The organism is Cohnella rhizoplanae (assembly GCF_948329515.1).
GTDB lineage: Bacteria > Bacillota > Bacilli > Paenibacillales > Paenibacillaceae > Cohnella > Cohnella rhizoplanae.
Genome location: NZ_CAOJCN010000030.1, coordinates 1 through 17,629, shown reverse-complemented (window position 1 = coordinate 17,629; position 17,629 = coordinate 1). Strand labels below are relative to the sequence as shown.

Sequence of the window (17,629 nt, the reverse complement as noted above, 5' to 3'; positions counted from 1 at the left end):
AACAAGGAGGCTTGGAATTGCCTATTTTTAAAGAAGAGTTGTAGATTGTTCAAGTTCATCGACGATATTCGACAAATACTGCGGATTGGCCATGATATGATTCGAAAGTGCTAGTAATAGGCTAATTCTGGGGGATCCGAGATGTTTAAACGAAGTTGGACAAGTTTTATGGCCATTTTATTATGCTTAGCAATTGCCATTCCCGCTCAAGCTGAACAAGTTGAGCGGATTGAAAACGGCGATCCATCTATAACGGAGGCGCCTATTCCTCAGGATCTCCCGCTGCCTGACAGAATGAGTAGTTCAGAGAGTATCGCTTCGTCTACCTATTCCGTCGCTTCGTCCACCTATTCCCTTGCGGCTCCAGGTCGGTCCATACAAGTACAAAGCAGCGACGGTACGCCGCTGGATGGATGGGGATTCGCGTACGCGAATAATCAATATTTGCCGATAGAGAACGGAATGATGAGTCTTGCCTCGGCGAACTGGAAACCGTCTGATCAAATTAAGGTCGTTATGATGATGCAAACCGTGAATTTAAATCAGGTCAATGTTTATATAGACTCTGCGACGATTGCAGGCAACCAGCTCTCCAGTATGACCGACTGGAAGTTAAGCGATGATGCTGTTCGTTCTCAATTTGCCGATTCTCCGGCAGACAATTGGCTTAACTTAATGTACCAAATTTCCTTCGAGGGACACAGTTTATCGTTCTTTCCGCGGAACGGCGGGACGGCTATTATAGCCAAACCTGGTTCTCTAACCTTATCCGCTATGGGAAGATCAGGCCAAGTCGGCTACCTTGTGAAAAAGACGATCCAGATCTCAGAAGGCGCCAATTTGGCTATCTCTGCCGAAGATATCGCGCGGACAATCAAGCTAACGGTTCCGACGGACAATGAACAAGTCGACTTATTTAACCCTGAAGGTTATGGAACTTTTCAAAGAGTGAATCAAATTCAAGTGTCAAAAGGTAACTATTCATTAAGCTTGCAGACCATTGACGTTGAAGGGATAAGAAATACCTGGTCGTCATATAACTTCGACTTGCAGTCAGACCGATCTTTGCAATTTGGTCCTCCCTCCATCAAAACCCTGGATCTTTCTCTTTCGGGAAAGTCAGTCTATGCTTCCTTCTCAATTCAGAGCGGTGACTTCCTGCTTAGCAATGTCTCCAAACTGAATGGGAATGGTGCGAATTTAATTCAATACGGCATCAAAGTTATTAACAGTCAAAATAATATTGTGTACGAAGGAACAACGGCTAACGTCGGAGATTCTTGGTTACGGGCAGATTTTAACCAGAAGCTATCATCCGGGATGTACAAAGTTGTGTTCTCTGCCACATACCCCGGGCTTGCCCAGCCGCTCACGGAGACGAATTTGCTGCGAGTAGAAAATGCAGACGACTACGCAGACAAGGGACTTTACGTCACGGCTGAAAACGAAAAAGGGGTGCCGCTGACAGAAGGCACGGCAACCTTGTACAGAACACAGCCTCCTTATGTAGATGAGGCTAATGAAGGAATTAAGGCCAACTACACATACAAGGTAGATAGCTGGAGCCTTGAAGACGGTGAGGCGATCATTCCTTATAGCGATCTCATGAAGGGACTAGACTACGAGCTTGTGGTGACTGGCGATACGTCCTCCGGCAGAGCTGGTGTGCTGTACACGGCCAGCGTTACGCGTGACGATCAGCGCTTGCGGTTTACTGCGGCAGGATTGAAGCACGTCTCCTTACATGCGAGCCAGGCCAACAGCGGTGACCCGTTGCTTGTAGGTTTGCTCGACGAGCAAGGAGAGGAATCAAGTTATCCGTGGTCCATACCGTTTATCGGACAAACTGCGGAAGCATGGATTCAAACTTCGCATACGGTGGACTTTTTTACGAAGCTCATCGACGGTGACAGTGGTTATTTCTTAAATAAACAATTGAAGCTGCAGAGCGTCGAAAACGTGATTGATCTGAACGGTGATTTAATAGAGGTTGCACTTCCCTCCGGCTATGAAGGTCAATTAGACATTAATTACAGCTGGTACGAAGACCGATTTGCCGCGAAGCACTATTACGTGACTAAAGGTCTGAACGCCGTTGCATACTTCGATATCGATAAAGAAGGCTACCGTTACTCACTCGCCAAGTACCTTGGTCCCGTCAATGAAAGGCGGACGCTGACCTTCGGATCGTCCTTTACGAATCGGACGCCCGAGCAACAGGTGTATTGGGCCGGCTCCGTGAATCAAAAAGTATATACCGACTATTGGGACTCTCAGGATAATCTTCTAACAGGAGTATCCTTAATCGAGACAGCCGACATCGTGCGTGGGATGACAAGCGATAATATCACCTTTAAGTTGAACGACGGGGGCGCCCTCCGAACGATCGCTCTTGAACCTGCCTCTGAAGGTTACGGGTATACTGCGATTGGATACAACGATGCTTCGTTTACGAACATTGCATCCGGCGGGTTGGTAGACTATAGGCTCTTCGATTCAGCGAACCAGCCTGTTGGAGATCCGATTTCCGCACCCAAAGTGGATAGCTTCTGGCTTGAAGCGCCGCTACCAAAAGGAGCGTACACCCTTCGTCTAACAAGGCAGAATTTCCCTGATAGTTTCGTTAAACTAACGGGTGAAGAGAAGATCTCGGTCGAAGGCGGCAATTATTACGAAGATGCCTTCGAGGTGCCGGTCCAGTACCCGGATATTTATGGCTTTGGTGATCACTCTGAAGGATACGCCTTGCTTCAAGAGGCCGGAGGGGCTCAGGTTCCTTACACATTAGGAATTATGAATGGAAAGTTAATGATTCCAAAAGGTGTCGAGCTGAAAGCGAATCAAAACTATGCTCTTCACATGATTCTATCTAGGTACGAATCGAATTACAGTAACAATGTGATCTATTACTATCAGTTAAAGGTAACGGGTGACGAACTGCTGCAAAAGAAACAGATTTCCTTTCCTGCTCAAGCTAAGAAGCTCGATATGCAATTTAATGACTTACCGGCATCTCTGCGCAATGCGAACGCAACCTTTACCTTCTCCACCGCCGACGGAGGAAATACAATTAACATCCCCTATCGCAGGATAGGAGGGTACGGTACGAGCATGACTCTAGCGACGCTAATTACGGCCCAGACTGATTTTAAGATAGACCTGTATGGAGTCAACGGAGGTTCTATAGGTTACGATATGAGGAAGTCCGTGCATGTTAATGCCGACGGTAAATGGACCGCGGTCAACGACCCGACATATGAACTGCAGTTGGAAAAGGGACTACCGTTCCATGGCGTCCAGGCTTTTATGAATGATTCATTTACTTATAGAATGAGTTACGATAATGCTTTTTCAATCTTGGATAAGGTTTATGTACCTGGAGGCCGTCAATCTCTCCAAATTTCAACGCCAGTTTTCAGCAAGGATGAGCGGGCCTGGTACTTAGACTGGAGAACGCGCGATGAGGTGTCGATCGACGGCAAGAAGACGCTAGCCTTTACGGGGCAGGTTGAAGCTTCTCAATCTACAATGACCGTGACGCAAATCTCGAATGGCAGTGATTCGATAATCAGCGTAAAACCGGAGTTGACCAGCGGAGAATTGGTGCTGATGAATGCATCAATAACGGGAGGCAACTACCTTTATTATGCACCGGGAATCGTAACTATCCGAGATAGCAGCAATAAAAAAGTATATGCAGGTGTCGCCTATGGCACCGGCTATGATCTCACGCTGACTACTAAACTGGATCCTGGCGACTACACTTTGACCTATCAAATGCCGACGGGGCCAGGTATGTCGACCGTACTGAATAAAAGCATCACTGTAACTAGTGGAAATAATGGCGGCGGAGGATCGAGTGGCGGCGGCGGGGGCGGCGCAGGTAGCGGTGGCGGAGGTGGTAGCGTCAGCGAGCCTGGGGGTGCTGCTTCGCCGAAGGCAGCGATCTTTAAAGCGGAGGATATCCCGGCAGCCGCCAACGGCGTCATCACGCTGCAGATCAAGGACAGCGAAGAGGTGACGGTGCCCGCCAGCCTCCTAAGCGGCGATGGTGCCAAAAATGCATTGGCGTTCGTGGGGAGCCACGGTAAAGTATCCATTCCGCCGGCTGTGCTTCAACAGTTAGCAGGACTGGTGGGCAAGGATGCATTGGCAGATGCACAGGTATCGTTGTCGCTCGTGCCTATTAGCGCAAGCGAGGTATCGGCTGGAATTAAGACACCGGCAGGAGCTATCTCGAAGGCTGCAGGCTCTGTCTTTGAATTCAAGCTGTCGATTCAGTCTAAGGGCGGCGAGGCAAAAGTGCTCTCCGAATTTGCCGAACCGATTACGCTGATCTTCGAGGTCAATGGAGATGCAGAAAAAAGCTTGGCGAACGTGTTTTACATCGCGGAAGACGGAAGCCTGACGTTTGTGCCCGGCAAGTGGGTCGCCGGCTCTATCGTAGCCAACGTTAACCATTTCAGCAAATACGGCGTCCTGGAAATCAAAAAAGAATTCGCCGACGTGAGCGCCTCTAGCTGGGCTTATGGGGCGATTCGGGAGCTGGCTGCCAAGCTGGTCGTCGGCGGTACGACTGCGGATAAGTTCGAGCCGAATCGTACGGTGACACGCGCCGAGTTCACGTCGATGCTGGTGAACGCCCTGGCGCTGAAGTCGCAAGAGACGGCTGCCTTCAAGGACGTGCCCGGCACGGCATGGTACGCTTCGGCGGTTGCAGCGGCATTCGAGAGCGGGCTTGTGAAGGGCAGCGGCGTGGATACGTTCGCTCCCGGCCGCCCGATCACGCGAGAGGAGATGGCCGTCATCATGGCCAATGCGCTTAAGCTCGCAGATCCGTCGGCAACACGCGGCCAGGCGACTGCCTTCAAGGACGCGGCCAAGATTAGTAACTGGGCGAAGGAAGCTGTTAGCTTCGCTTCTGCTAACGGCTTGATCAAGGGTGACGGCACAGGCGGGTTCAATCCGAAGGGAATGGCGACTCGCGCCGAAGCTGCGCAGATGCTTGTCAATTTGCTCAATCGTACTGCACAATAAGGAAGCGAGGGGGACCCGAGCGATCGGGTCCCTTCCTTTATTCTCAATCGGAAATGGATGAAAACTGCGATGTCTAAACCGGCCAACGCCCGAGTCATCGATACGGGCACGATCGTTCTACTGTTATTTTTATTCGCCGGACCTTTAATCCGAGGCTTCATGTTCGAATCGGAGCTTGCGGGAGCGGCCATAATCGTCTTGCTTGGATTTCTGGTTTTCCTGTTCCGGGGCAATCTGCCGCGCGATATGATGTTACTCATCCTGCTCGCGCTCACGGCGCTATATGCGGCGAGCGTCTGGTACGGCACCGACCGGTACGAGTCGTTGCTTGGCCTGCTTAAGATCTCGCTGCTGGCGCCTCTGTATTTATTTGCCCGAGCCGCTTCTCCTGCGATCATGGCGCGCATTTGGGCTGCCTGGACTTGGCTGCTGGGCTTATCCGTGCCGATTGCAGTCGCAACAGACCGATTCGTAGACGGGCGTCTCGCCGGCTTCATCGACTATGCCAACGGTTATGCCATTCTGCTGCTGCTCGGCATTTTAATCGCTTACGGTCTGATGGCCTCATTTTCCTCTTCTTCCGGGGGAAGGCTGTTGCAAATTCCCATTTTACTTTGTGCCGGAGGATTGTATCTCACCGAGTCCCGGACCGTCATGATCCTGCTTTTTGCCTCCTTCGCTGTCATGTTCTTCCTTGGCTGGCGCTCACATCGAATGATTGGGCTGCGGGCCAGCGCCGCCGCGACACTCGGTCTGATCGCGGGGGCCATGTACGGTTGGTCGCCTTTTCTTGCGATTTCGATCGCCGCGATCTTTGTCCTGCTGTACCGAGTACCGGATGCGGCGATGTCGAATCGGGCTGTCCGGATGTCGCTGCTCGCGCTCTCTCCGTTTGCGGCAGCCGCGGTGCTTTGGTTCGGGTCCGGCATGACGGAACGGTGGAGCACGGTCGCCTCCCGCACGGGCGAAGGCGCCACGCGTCTCGTCTACTACCGTGACGCCTGGTCGATGTTTACGGAATCGCCGGTCTGGGGGTTCGGTGCCGGAGCTTGGACATACATGCAATATCACTATCAATCGGCGGCGTATTTCACCGCATTCATCCATAGCGAGCCGCTGCAAATCATGACCGAGACCGGTCTGATCGGATTATTGCTCTTCGCTGCTGCCTGCATGGCGCTAATCGGACGGTGCATCTCCTATGCGAAGCGCAAGGAGGGGGATGCCTCCCTCTTTTATGCAGTCCGAGGCTTGGCCTGTTGCATTCTGCTTGCGCACAGTTTGGTGGATTTCTCGTTGTCCTTCCCCTATTTGCTAGGAATGTTGTTCATCCTTGGAGCCACGCCAGCGTCAGAAGTTACGGCGACCGGAGCTGTTCCCGTACAGTCTGCCACTATGCGCATTACGATCAAATCTCTTGCCGCCGCCACTGCGGCATGCTTGCTGGCGGTAGCGACGCTGCTGTTCGTCTCCGACCAACTGCAGCAGGCGGCGGTACGAGCCATCGCCGAGCAGCGCAAGGCGGACGCCGCGCGTCTGCTGGATCGCAGCGCGGAGGCGGCCATCTTTGCGGACCGCGTCCATGATCGCAAGGCCCGATTGTATCTGAGCGAGTTCGAGAGTAATGGAGACCGCCGCTATCTGGATGTGGCGAGAGTCGAGAACGAAAAGTCTATAAAGCTGCATCCCGAGCAGATTTGGTATCAGAAGCTGAACAGCGATATTCGTTGGGAGCAAGGCGACGATCAAACTTCCCTCGATCTTCTGAGAGACTTGGTCAGCCGCAACCGGTTCATGGTCCGCTGGCGCGAAGAGCTGGCACAACGGGCATCCGCAAACGGCTCGCCTGCACAACGGTCGTAATGGATTGCCAATCTGATTTGCGAGACTGCCGCCCCGCGCGGCAGTCTTTTTCATGCCGGCGATTTTCCGCTCCCCGACTGTAGGCTCGCGAACATACATCCCGGACCGCGCCGAATATAATAGTGAATATCTTCCGGCGATACGCGAACAAAGGGAAGAGCGAAGCGGCGGATCATCGTTTGTGTAAGCGCCCCCAAGAACGAACCTCGAAGGCCAATAGCGAAGGAGGATGCCCAGATGGGAACCCGATTGCTGTCCGAAACGCTCGTCCGGGAGCGATTTCCTCATCTGAGATACGTGAGGATCCATACCAGCGGCAAGCAGACGGCGACGATCTATGCCTGGGACGACCAGCTGGAGCTTCGCGCGGAGGACCAAGCGAGCCTGCTGAAGTTCGCGGCCGCTTATTTGACGCCGTTCGTCTGCTTCAAGGTGAAGCCATACGGCAGTACGCGGGAGGAACGGATTCCGGCCGCGCCGGAAGTGCCCGACTTCGTCGTGGAAGCCGCAATGAACCGCAGCCTCGATCTGCACGACATCATCGACGTGGTGGACCGGATGCTGGCGGGCGGGCACATCTCGTTCGAGCGGTACGACCGGAACAACGCGACCGTGCACCTGACGATCCGCTCGTCGCTGCCGATCTCCGCCATCGAGCGCGAGCTGCTCGGCCTCTACCTTTACGAGCTGCTGCCGCTGGGGACGCAGCCCGACGTGCAATATATTTAACGAGGGCGGATCAGAGCAGGCCTCAGACGCAGGCCGCAGGCACAAGCTGCAAGCGGCACGGACCCATGCGAACCGCGCATGGGTCTGTTTCCTGTTGCGGGAAGGCGCCATTTTGCGGGACCCTTGTTCTAGGTCATTTACATATCTTTTACAAATTAAGCGATCAATTAGTGATATCATGCGATATACTTGCAGAGAATGCGAACCGAAGGGAGAGCGAGCATGTTGAACAGGATGACGAGTTGGGGCAAGAGGTCTTCGACCGTAACGGCCGCGGCTGTATTGGTCTCTCAAGTGTTCGGAGGATTCGGCCTACTCGCGCCGGACAAGGCTGCGGCAGCGACGACGGAAGCGCCGCTTCACGTACGCATTATGGAGACGACGGATCTGCACACCAATGTCCGCGGCTACGACTACTTCAAGAACGCCGAGACGGTGGCGGTGGGCTTGGACCGCACCGCGACGCTGATCAAGCAGGCGCGCGCGGAGCGGCCTAACGCGCTGCTGTTCGACAACGGCGACCTGATTCAAGGCACTCCGCTCGGCACCTATATGGCTAAAGTGGACAAGCTGCCCGGCCCGGACAGCGTCCATCCGATGTATAAAGCGATGAATCTGCTCGGGTACGACGCCGCGACTTTCGGCAATCATGAATTCAATTATGGGCTGGATTATCTGGACAAGGCGATTGCCGGCGCCAAGGACGCTACCGGCGGGCGGCTGCCTTATGTGAATGCCAATATATACATGGACGACAACCACGACGGCGTCGCTCAGGCTGCCGAGACGACCAATTCATACGATCCCTACGAGATTCTGACCCGTACGTTCAAGGACGACGCAGGCGTCGACCAGACCGTCAAGATTGGGGTCATCGGCCTCGTGACGCCGCAGATCATGGATTGGGACAGGGCCAATCTGTTCGGCAAGGTCGTGACGCGGGACATCGCGGCGACGGCGCGTCACTTCGTGCCGCTGATGAAGGCGGACGGCGCGGATATCATCGTGGCGTTGGCGCACACGGGCTTCGACGCGAACGCGGTCGAAGGCGATCTGTCGGAGAATGACGTGAACGCGCTGAGCAAAGTGCCGGGCATCGACGCGATCACCTTTTCCCATACGCACAAGCTCTTCCCGACGGAGACCAACGCCGCACTGGACGGGTTGTTCAAGGACCCCGCCACCAATCTGCCGTACAACACGCCAAGCAGCGTCGTGAACAATGTCTACGGCCTCGGCGGCGGCACGATCAACGGCGTATTCGCCGTGCAGTCGGGCTTCGGCGGCGCGAGTCTCGGACTCATCGATCTCAAGCTCGTCAAGGACGCGGGCGGCAAATGGACGGTGGACAAGACGGGCTCCCAATCGTCCACGCGTTCGATCTACCATACGATCGACAAAGTGAATTACGCCAACGTGGAGCCTGACGCGGCTGTCGTGAGCGCGGTCGCTGCCGAGCACAAGGCGACGATCGCTTATACCGGTCAGGAGCTCGGGCAGACGGATGCGCCGATCAACAGCTACTTCGCGATGGTGCAGGACGATCCGTCGATCCAGATCGTGACGGACGCGCAGAAGTGGTACGCGGAGCGGTCGGTGGCGGGCACGGTCTACGAAGGCCTGCCGATCCTGAGCGCCGGCGCGCCGTTCAAGGCGGGCCGCAACGGGCCGTCCGAGTACACGGACATCGACGAGGGTCCCCTCACGATCCGCAGCGCCAGCGATCTGTACCTGTACGACAATACGCTGAAGGCGGTCGTGATCAAGGGGTCGACGGTCAAGGAGTGGCTGGAGATGTCCGCCGGCGCTTTCCGACAGATCTACCCGACCAAGTCTCTGTCGCAGTCGCTGCTGAATCCGGATTTCGCCGTCTTTAACTACGACGTCATCGACGGCGTCACCTATCAGATCGATGTGACGAAGCCGGCCAAGTACAAGCCGGACGGCAGCATGAACGACGCATCGTCCAGCCGGATCGTAAACCTCGAGTATAACGGCGAGCCGATCGATCCAGAGCAGGAATTCATCGTCGTCACGAACAACTACCGCGCGAGCGGCGGCGGCAATTTCCCGGGGCTGAAGGGCTCCACGCTGGCCGTCGATTCCCAGGACGAGAACCGTCAAGTGCTGATGGACTATATCTCGGAAAAGAAAACGGTAAGCCCGAGCGCGGACGGCAACTGGACGTTCGCGCCGATCAAGGGCAAGGTGAATATCACCTTCACGAGTTCGCCTGCGGCCTCGAAGTATGCGGCGGAGACGAACGGCAAGATCGCGGATACCGGGAAAACGAACGACAAAGACTTTGAGATCTACGATCTGCGGCTGAGCGAGACGGCGCCGACGCCGACGAAGCCGGTCGAAGTGCATCTGATCGGCATCAACGACCTGCACGGCCAGCTCGACACGACTTCGATCGTGAACAACAAGCCGGTCGGCACAGCTGCGACGCTGGCGGCGTATATCAAGCAAGCGCGCGCCAAGTACGAGCACAGCCTGCTCGTTCACAACGGCGACTCGGTAGGCGCGACCGCGCCGGTCTCCTCGCTGGAGCGGGACGAGCCGACGCTGGAATGGATGAACCTGATGCAGTTCGATATCGGCACGCTGGGCAACCACGAGTTCGACCAAGGCGTGGCGGCATTGAAGGTGCAGCTGAACGGCGGCATCGATCCGGTAGGCGGCAAGGTCGTCCACAAAGGCGTGAACTTCGATTATATCAACGCCAACGTCGTGGACGAGAAGACGGGCGAACCGATCATCGCGCCTTACGTGGTGAAGGAGATCGGCGGCGTGAAGATCGGCTTCATCGGCGTCGTCACGATGGCTACGGTGACCAAGGTGTCGCCCGAAGGGCTGAAGGGCGTCAATCTGGTCGAGCAGGCGCCTGTCGTGAACAAAGCGGTAGAAGAGCTGAAAAAGCAGGGCATCAAGAGCATCGTCGTTCTGGCGCACGACCCTGCGACCACGAACGCCGCGACCGGCTTAACGACCGGCGAAGCCGCGGATCTGGCGAACAGCGTCGACGACGAGGTTGACGTTATTATGGCAGGCGACAACCACGCGCTGGCCAACGGCCTCGTAGACGGCAAGCTGGTCGTCCAAGCCTACTCCTACGGCACCGCCTTCGAAGACGTCAAACTGGTCGTCGATCCGGCGACGGGCGACATCGCGAGCAAGTCGGCTACGGTCACCACGACGTTCCAGGACGGCGTGACGCCGGACGCGGAGACCGAAAAGCTGGTGAACAAATATCTCGACAAGCACCCGGAGCTTAAAAATCCGGTCGGCACGACGGATGGCTCGATTGTCCGTACGGATGCCTACAACAATGAAGCGCCGCTGGGCAATCTGATCGCGGACGCGATGCGCAGCGCGTTCCCCGGTTCGGACTTCGCGTTCATGAATCCGGGCGGCATCCGCGCGGACCTGCCGAAGGGCGAAGTGAAGTTCGGCGATCTGGCCAAGGTGCAGCCGTTCGGCAATACGCTCGTGAAACTGACGCTGACGGGCGCCCAGATCCGCACGCTGCTCCAGCAGCAGTGGGGCGTCAAGCCGGATGGAACCGCCGATACGAAGACGCTGCAGATCTCGGGCCTGAAGTATTCGGCCAACCTGGCGCTTCCGGTCGCGCAGCGCGTCACGAGCCTGACCAAGACGGACGGCACGCCGATCGAGGACAACAAGGAATACACGGCGGTCGTCAATAACTTCATGGCGGCGGGCGGCGACAACTACAAGGTGCTGACCGAAGCCAAAAGCGCGGTAGTGGGTCCGACCGACCTGGATATTTTCTATCAATATATCGTGGATACGTTCAAAGGCGGAGTGATCGCGGCCAAGATCGAGGGACGCATCAACAACTCGAACAATCCGCCGGTGACGACGCCAAGCAATCCGGCGCCTACGCCGACCCCGACGCCGACGCCAGGAGCGCCGGTGAAGGTGAGCGTCGAAGCGAAGGACGTGCCGAAGGCCGTGGACGGCGTCGTGAGCCTGCCGGTGACGATCCCGGCCGGCGCGACCGACGTCAGCATCTCGCTGCCGCTCAACATCGCGGAGCTGGCTGGCGCGGGCAACCGGGTCAAGCTGGAGCTGAACGGCGTGAGCCTGTCGCTACCGGCCAAGGTGCTGGAGGACGCGGCAAAGCTCGCCACGGGCGACGCGGCGAAGGACGCGACCCTGTCGCTCAATTACAGCAGGCTGACGAATGAGGCTTCGACCTCGCTGCTGGCGGGCGCGCAGAACGCCAATCTAAGCGTCAAGGCCGCAGGCTCCGTGACGAAGCTTGGACTGTCGGTCCTGGTGAAGGACGGTACGACAGTGGGCACGCTGAGCGGCTTTGCCGAGCCTGTCTCGATCGCGATCGGAATCGACGGCAGCGCGAACGCGAAGCTGACGAACCTGTACCGCATCGACGGCGGCAAGCCGGTCTATGTCAAGGCTAAGCTGCAAGGCGGCGTGCTGACGGCCGAGGTGACGGAGCCGGGCACTTATGCGGCGCTGGCGTACGAACGCAGCTTCGCGGACGTACCCGCGTCCTACTGGGCGAAGGACGTCATCGCGGAACTTGCGGCGAGGCAGCTGATCGACGGCACGGATGCGGCGAATTTCGCGCCGCAGCGGCAGATCACGCGCGCCGAATTCGCCAAGCTACTGGTGCAGGAATTCGGTCTGCAAGCCCAGGGCGCCGGCGTCCCGTTCGCGGACGTAGCGGCGGGCAGCTGGTATGCAGAAGTCGTGGGCATCGCGTTCGCGAACGGCCTCATCACGGGCAAGGGCGACGGCAGCTTCGCGCCGAACGCGCCGATCACACGCGAGGAGATGGCGGTCATGCTGGCGCGCATCCCGGCGCTGAAGTCGGGCGGCACAGCCGGTACCGCCGGCCTCAAGGACGGCGGCGAGATCAGCGGCTGGGCGCGGCAGGCGGTCGGCCGGATGCTGGACGAAGGCTTGATGCAAGGCCGCGGCGCCGGTTTCTTCGCGCCGCAAGGGTTTACGACGCGCGCCGAAGCGGCGAAGGTCGTACACGGCCTGCTGCCCACGGCGGAGTCGGGCGGCGGTTTCTAAAGCCGATACGCGACACGAATCGAATACGGCTGGATCATCGAGCTCCCGGGCGCTTCGGCCCCGGGGGCTTGGCGTCTCTATGTGAACTATTATAAGCTGTAACATAGAGGTGAGACGGCATGCAGCCATACACGGCGCGAGTGATCGAAGTTATAAAGGCAATACCGGCCGGCACGGTGATGACGTACGGGCAAGTAGCGGCCGCCGCGGGCAGCCCGCGCGGCGCGAGACGCGTCGTCTGGGTTCTGCACTCGCTGAGCGAAGCGCACGGTCTTCCGTGGCACCGGGTCGTGAACGCCAAGGGCGAGATCGCGCTTCCGGGCGACGAGGCCCGGTATACGCAGCGCGCGCTGCTCGAGGAGGAGGGCGTGATGTTCGACGGGGACTACCGCGTAGACCTCGCGCAGTGCAGATGGGACGGAGCGAGCTGGGAAGGGGAGGGATAGCGGATGCAGCAGAAAATACTGGTCAGCGCTTGCCTGCTCGGGCAGCAGGTGCGCTACGACGGCGGCGGCAAGCTGTGCGAGGATCCGAGGTTCGCGCGCTGGCAGGCGGAAGGTCGATTCGTGCCGGTATGTCCCGAAGTCGCAGGCGGGCTGCCGACGCCGCGGCCGCCGGCGCAGATTCGGGGCGACCGGGTTGTGACCGAACAAGGGGAGGACTTCACGGAGGCATTCGACCGGGGCGCGGAGATCGCCCTGCAGGCGGCGCGAACGCATGGCGTGGCGCTGGCGATTCTGAAGCAGAGCAGCCCTTCCTGCGGCAGCCTATTCGTTTACGACGGTACCTTCAGCGGCGCGAAGCGCCAGGGCGAAGGCAGGACGGCGGCGCTGCTGCGCAAGCACGGTTTCAGGGTTTTCGGAGAGGATCAGCTGGAAGAGGCCGAGCGAGAGCTGGCCCGGCTGGAGCGCGAGAGGACGGATTCGGACCGATGAAAATGGAATTCAGGAAGATGGAGATCGCGGACTACGACCGGATGATCGCGCTCTGGCGGCGCATCGATGGCTTGGCGCTGAGCGAGGCGGACGAGAGAGAGGCGATCGCGGTCTATTTGCGCCGCAATGAGGGGCTGAGCTTCGTCTGCGAGGCGGACGGCGCGCTGGCCGGCACGATCCTGTGCGGTCACGACGGCCGCCGGGGCTTCATCTACCACGCCGCCGTAGACGCTGACTACCGTGGCAGAGGGATCGCCCGCCAGCTGGCCGAGCTCAGCCTGGCCAAGCTTCGCGATGCAGGCATCGACAAGTGCCATTTGTTCGTGCTGGAAGACAACGGTGCCGGGGACCGCTTCTGGACCGCGACCGGCTGGCGGCGGCGAAGCGGGTTTTTCGTATATTCCCGGGACGTATGACCGTAGCAGGCCAGGCGTCGCGAGATTAGGGCGTAGCCGGTTTAAGACCGTAGAAGACGGCGAAGTCCAAGTATTTGTACATACAGTCGACGTTCTGAAATCCCGCCTGCGACAGCCAATCCATCTGATCGCCGAGCTTCGCGTTGATATCGACCGCCCGCCGCTCCACCGATGCGTCGATTGCGGCCTGAGACAGTCCGCTCGCGGCGATCTCGGCCAACCAACGCTGGCGGTAGTAAGCGTCCGCGGCCTCCGTGGCACCGGCGACCTGATCCGCGTTGACGAAGACGCCGCCGGGCGTGAGGGCATCGTACAGCTTTTTGAACAAAGCTTGCTTGGCCGGATGCGTCAGATGATGAATGGACAACGAGGAAACGATGATATCGTAGCTGCCGGGCTCGAACGTATGGGCGGAGTAGTCCGCCACGGTATATTCGACGTCCGGATCCCCTGCGAATCGCTGCCTAGCCACCTCCAGCATGCTCTCGCTCATGTCGATGAGAGAGAGCCGCGCCTGCGGCAGCTTGCTGCGCACCATCGCGGCGAGCAGGCCTGTGCCCGCCCCCAGATCCAGCACGCGAGGAGACGCCGCATCGGACGCGACGAGAGAGATCGCCATGCCGTAGAAGCCGTCAAAGCAAGGAATCAGCCCTCTCCTCTGCTCGTCATACTGGCCGGCGGCCGCGTCGAAGTGCTTTTTTACGTTCGGTTCATCGCCGCACCTCCTCCGGATTTGTTGCTCTTATCATAGTGCCTGCTGATACGTTGATGGAAATATATAAAATATATTTTATTTATAGTTATTAACTATGAGTTGGAGGTGCTTGTTCCGTCGGGAGGCATGAGCGTTTCGACTTGCTATCGCGAGATCTTAGTCTTGCCCAAGCGGCTGGGGCTATGTCTGTGATGTGGGTATAATACCTTAATTAGGGTTGGCGGCAGGACGGCCGTACGGAGATCGGAGGGGACGAGACTTGTTGGATTGTGCAATCATAGGCGGCGGACCCGCCGGCCTCAGCGCAGCGCTGGTGCTGGGCAGAGCGAGGCGGTCCGTCGCGCTGTTCGACGAAGGGAAGCCGCGCAACCGGGTGGCGCTGGCCTCTCACGGGTTTCTGACGCGGGACGGTGCCTCGCCGGCGGCGATGCGTAAGTTTGCGCACGATGAGCTGGCGGCTTACCCGAGCGTGCGGATCCGGGGGAGCCGAGTGGAGGACGTGGCGCGCGAGGCCGACGGCAGTTTCCGGTTGACGGACGCAGCGGGAGAAAGCTGGCTTGCGTCCAGGCTATTGCTCGCTACCGGGCTGAAGGAGCTGCTGCCGGAGATCGAGGGGCTCGGCGACTTCTATGGCAGAAGCCTGTTCTGCTGCGCTTACTGCGACGGCTGGGAGCTGCGGGATCGTCCGCTCGTGCTCGTCGCGGGCAACGATCACACGTTTCACCTGGCCAAGACGGTCTACAATTGGAGCCGGGACCTGCTCGTCTGCACCAACGGATACAAGTCGCTCGAACCGGAAGAAGAGCGCGTGCTGCGGGCGCGCGGCATCCGGATCGACCACCGGGAGATCGAGCGCCTCGTCGGCGCGGACGGGCAGCTGACGGCCGTGCGGTTCGCGGACGGCGAAGAGGCGGCATGCGCGGGCGGCTTCGTCGCCGAGCGCCTGCGCCAAGCGGCGCCGTTCGCGGAGCGGCTCGGCTGCGCGCTGACGCAATATGGCGGTATCGAGACGGATGCCGCCGGCCGTACGAGCGTGCCGGGCGTCTACGCGGCGGGCGACGCCGCGTGCATCATGCCGGCGCAGCTCATCGTGGCTGCCGCCGAAGGCAGCCGCGCCGCGATCGGCATAAACGAGGATATGACGCACGAGGCGTTCGCTTGACGCCCGCGGGCCGGCGGATGGTGCTCGCGAACGGAGGCTGCAAGGACTTGAGGCGTGCAAGGTGAGCCTGCGGCGGCGGGCATGAACCGAGTTCGTCGAGCTGTAAGCGAGCAAAGCGCGGTTGCATGGAGTGAGTGGGGTAGTAGGCGAGAAAAGCGAGGCTGCAGCGGGTCAGGAGCTAGTGTGTGAGCTGTAGGCGAGAAAAGCGCGGTTGCATGGAGTGAGTGGGGTAGTAGGCGAGAAAAGCGCGGTTGCATGGAGCGGTGGGGGCTGTAGGCGAGAAAAGCGAGGCTGCAGCGTGCCAGGAGCTAGTTTGTGAGCTGTAGGCGAGAAAAGCGCGGTTGCATGGAGCGGTGGGGGGCTGTAGGCGAGAAAAGCGAGGCTGCAGAGGGCCAGGAGCTGGTTTGTCCAGCTGTAAGCGAGAAAAGCGCGGTTGCATGGAGTGAGTGGAGCAGTAGGCGAGAAAAGCGAGGCTGCAGCGGGCGAGGAGCTAGTTCGTGGAGCTGCAAGCGAGAAAAGCGCGGTTGCAGGGCGTTGCGCGTGGCCGCAGGCGCAGATTTTGCGCTTAGAGGTACCGGTCGGCGAAAAGGGCGAGCTCTAGGCGCATCGTTTGCGCTTGCAGCTCGCCCTTTTATGTAAAATGCGATTGGAACAGCAAAATTTGCGCTTAGAACTGTCTGCGCGACGCCAAGCGGCGCTGTAGACGCAAATGTTGCGCTTCGCGCATTTGCTGCGCCTTGACGCGCCGAGCTGAGACTACAACCCGTAGCGCGACCTCAGGGACGCCGCCATCGCCTCGATCTCGTCCGACGCGGGCAGGCGCAGCGCGGCTTCGGCCCTGGCGATGCCTGCGGGCGTCTGGTAAGCGCGGATGACATCCTTCACCGCAGCGGCGAATCGCGCGGACAGCCCGGCGCCTTTACCTCCATTGCCGCCGCCAAATCCGCCCTGCGCCCCGCCGCCGGCCGCATCCCACGCTCCAGTCAGCTCAGCGAGGCTCGCCATCCGGTCCGTCCCCACGTCCGGGTATGCGGACGAATCTGCGCCCTCGGCCGCCACGGCGTAGAACTCGCGCACGAGGCTTGCCCGCGCGGCGCCTTCGCCCTCGGCGATGACGAAGGCCTGCACGTTGTAGGACTTCACCTGCCTGCGCTGGGCGATGCCGCAGAACTTGCGGCCCGCGATCGACAGGTCGAAGTCCCCCGGACAATAGGAGCCGACGACCTCGCCCTTGGACGCCTCGCCGCCGAGCCGCCGCACGGCCATCCGGATCAAGTCGTACATCCGCTCGAAGTCGCCGTGGAACGCCATGTCCTCCGCCCGATCCTTGGGCAAGATGAGCGACAGGTTGACGACGCCCGGATCGAGCGGCACCGCGGCTCCGCCAGAGTTGCGGACGGCCACGCCGTATCCGAGGTCGGCGAGCCGCCCGGCCGCCTCGCGCGCCCTCGGCAGCCGGCTGTCCCGCAGGCCCATGACGAAGGCCCGGGGATGCCGCCATAGATGGCAGATCGCCGGGCCCCCGGCTCCGGCAGCGCGGCACAGCAGCTCGTCCAGCGCGAATGCGTGCAGCGGATCGTCCGCCTCCAGCCGATCTGTCCGGTCGAGGATCAACAGCCCTGACATCCATGCGCGGTCGGACGACGGAGAGTCTCCGCCCTCCCGGACCCCCGCCGATCCTCCGTTCTCCGGGACCTCCGCC

Annotated in this window: 10 protein-coding genes; 8 read left to right on the top strand and 2 right to left on the bottom strand. The window is 59.1% G+C overall.

Features of this window, described 5'->3' with window-relative positions; genetic code table 11:
- Positions 1-141 precede the first annotated feature (141 nt).
- The 7 genes from PQG80_RS26095 (at position 142) to PQG80_RS26065 (ending at position 14,050) form a co-directional block, all read left to right on the top strand.
- Complete coding sequence (locus PQG80_RS26095) at positions 142-5,037, top strand: S-layer homology domain-containing protein (protein WP_271754652.1); 4,896 nt, start codon at positions 142-144, stop codon at positions 5,035-5,037.
- Positions 5,038-5,106: 69 nt separating this feature from the next.
- On the top strand, positions 5,107-6,900 hold the full coding sequence (locus PQG80_RS26090; protein ID WP_271754651.1) for an O-antigen ligase family protein: 1,794 nt from the start codon (positions 5,107-5,109) through the stop codon (positions 6,898-6,900).
- A gap of 237 nt (positions 6,901-7,137) precedes the next feature.
- Entirely contained in the window at positions 7,138-7,629 is a 492-nt protein-coding gene (locus PQG80_RS26085) for a hypothetical protein (protein ID WP_271754650.1), read from the top strand.
- 222 nt (positions 7,630-7,851) lie between these two features.
- Positions 7,852-12,699, top strand: a complete 4,848-nt coding sequence (locus tag PQG80_RS26080) for a bifunctional 2',3'-cyclic-nucleotide 2'-phosphodiesterase/3'-nucleotidase (RefSeq protein WP_271754648.1) — start codon at positions 7,852-7,854, stop codon at positions 12,697-12,699.
- Positions 12,700-12,818: 119 nt separating this feature from the next.
- Positions 12,819-13,145: an MGMT family protein gene (locus PQG80_RS26075; RefSeq protein WP_271754647.1), complete on the top strand. Its 327-nt coding sequence runs from the start codon at positions 12,819-12,821 to the stop codon at positions 13,143-13,145.
- Positions 13,146-13,148: 3 nt separating this feature from the next.
- Positions 13,149-13,634, top strand: a complete 486-nt coding sequence (locus PQG80_RS26070) for a 2-thiouracil desulfurase family protein (RefSeq protein WP_271754646.1) — start codon at positions 13,149-13,151, stop codon at positions 13,632-13,634.
- Positions 13,631-14,050, top strand: a complete 420-nt coding sequence (locus PQG80_RS26065) for a GNAT family N-acetyltransferase (RefSeq protein WP_271754645.1) — start codon at positions 13,631-13,633, stop codon at positions 14,048-14,050. Before PQG80_RS26070 ends, PQG80_RS26065 begins: the two co-directional genes overlap by 4 nt.
- A gap of 25 nt (positions 14,051-14,075) precedes the next feature.
- On the opposite strand, the gene PQG80_RS26060 is transcribed toward PQG80_RS26065, so the two are convergent.
- A complete protein-coding gene (locus PQG80_RS26060; protein ID WP_271754685.1) occupies positions 14,076-14,783 on the bottom strand; it encodes a class I SAM-dependent methyltransferase in 708 nt (235 codons plus the stop codon).
- 241 nt (positions 14,784-15,024) lie between these two features.
- On the opposite strand from PQG80_RS26060, the gene PQG80_RS26055 reads away from it, so the two are divergent.
- On the top strand, positions 15,025-15,927 hold the full coding sequence (locus PQG80_RS26055; protein WP_271754644.1) for an NAD(P)/FAD-dependent oxidoreductase: 903 nt from the start codon (positions 15,025-15,027) through the stop codon (positions 15,925-15,927).
- A 756-nt stretch (positions 15,928-16,683) separates the two neighbouring features.
- Here PQG80_RS26055 and PQG80_RS26050 read toward each other — a convergent pair.
- Positions 16,684-17,553: a lipoate--protein ligase family protein gene (locus PQG80_RS26050; protein ID WP_271754684.1), complete on the bottom strand. Its 870-nt coding sequence runs from the start codon at positions 17,551-17,553 to the stop codon at positions 16,684-16,686.
- Between the last annotated feature and the right edge of the window lie 76 nt (positions 17,554-17,629).

Coding starts and splice junctions, on each gene's coding strand:
- PQG80_RS26090 (WP_271754651.1), top strand. CDS start 5,107: ATGTCTAAACCGGCCAACGCCCGAGTCATCGATACGGGCACGATCGTT.
- PQG80_RS26080 (WP_271754648.1), top strand. CDS start 7,852: ATGTTGAACAGGATGACGAGTTGGGGCAAGAGGTCTTCGACCGTAACG.
- PQG80_RS26070 (WP_271754646.1), top strand. CDS start 13,149: ATGCAGCAGAAAATACTGGTCAGCGCTTGCCTGCTCGGGCAGCAGGTG.
- PQG80_RS26065 (WP_271754645.1), top strand. CDS start 13,631: ATGAAAATGGAATTCAGGAAGATGGAGATCGCGGACTACGACCGGATG.
- PQG80_RS26050 (WP_271754684.1), bottom strand. CDS start 17,553: ATGTCAGGGCTGTTGATCCTCGACCGGACAGATCGGCTGGAGGCGGAC.
- PQG80_RS26095 (WP_271754652.1), top strand. CDS start 142: ATGTTTAAACGAAGTTGGACAAGTTTTATGGCCATTTTATTATGCTTA.
- PQG80_RS26085 (WP_271754650.1), top strand. CDS start 7,138: ATGGGAACCCGATTGCTGTCCGAAACGCTCGTCCGGGAGCGATTTCCT.
- PQG80_RS26075 (WP_271754647.1), top strand. CDS start 12,819: ATGCAGCCATACACGGCGCGAGTGATCGAAGTTATAAAGGCAATACCG.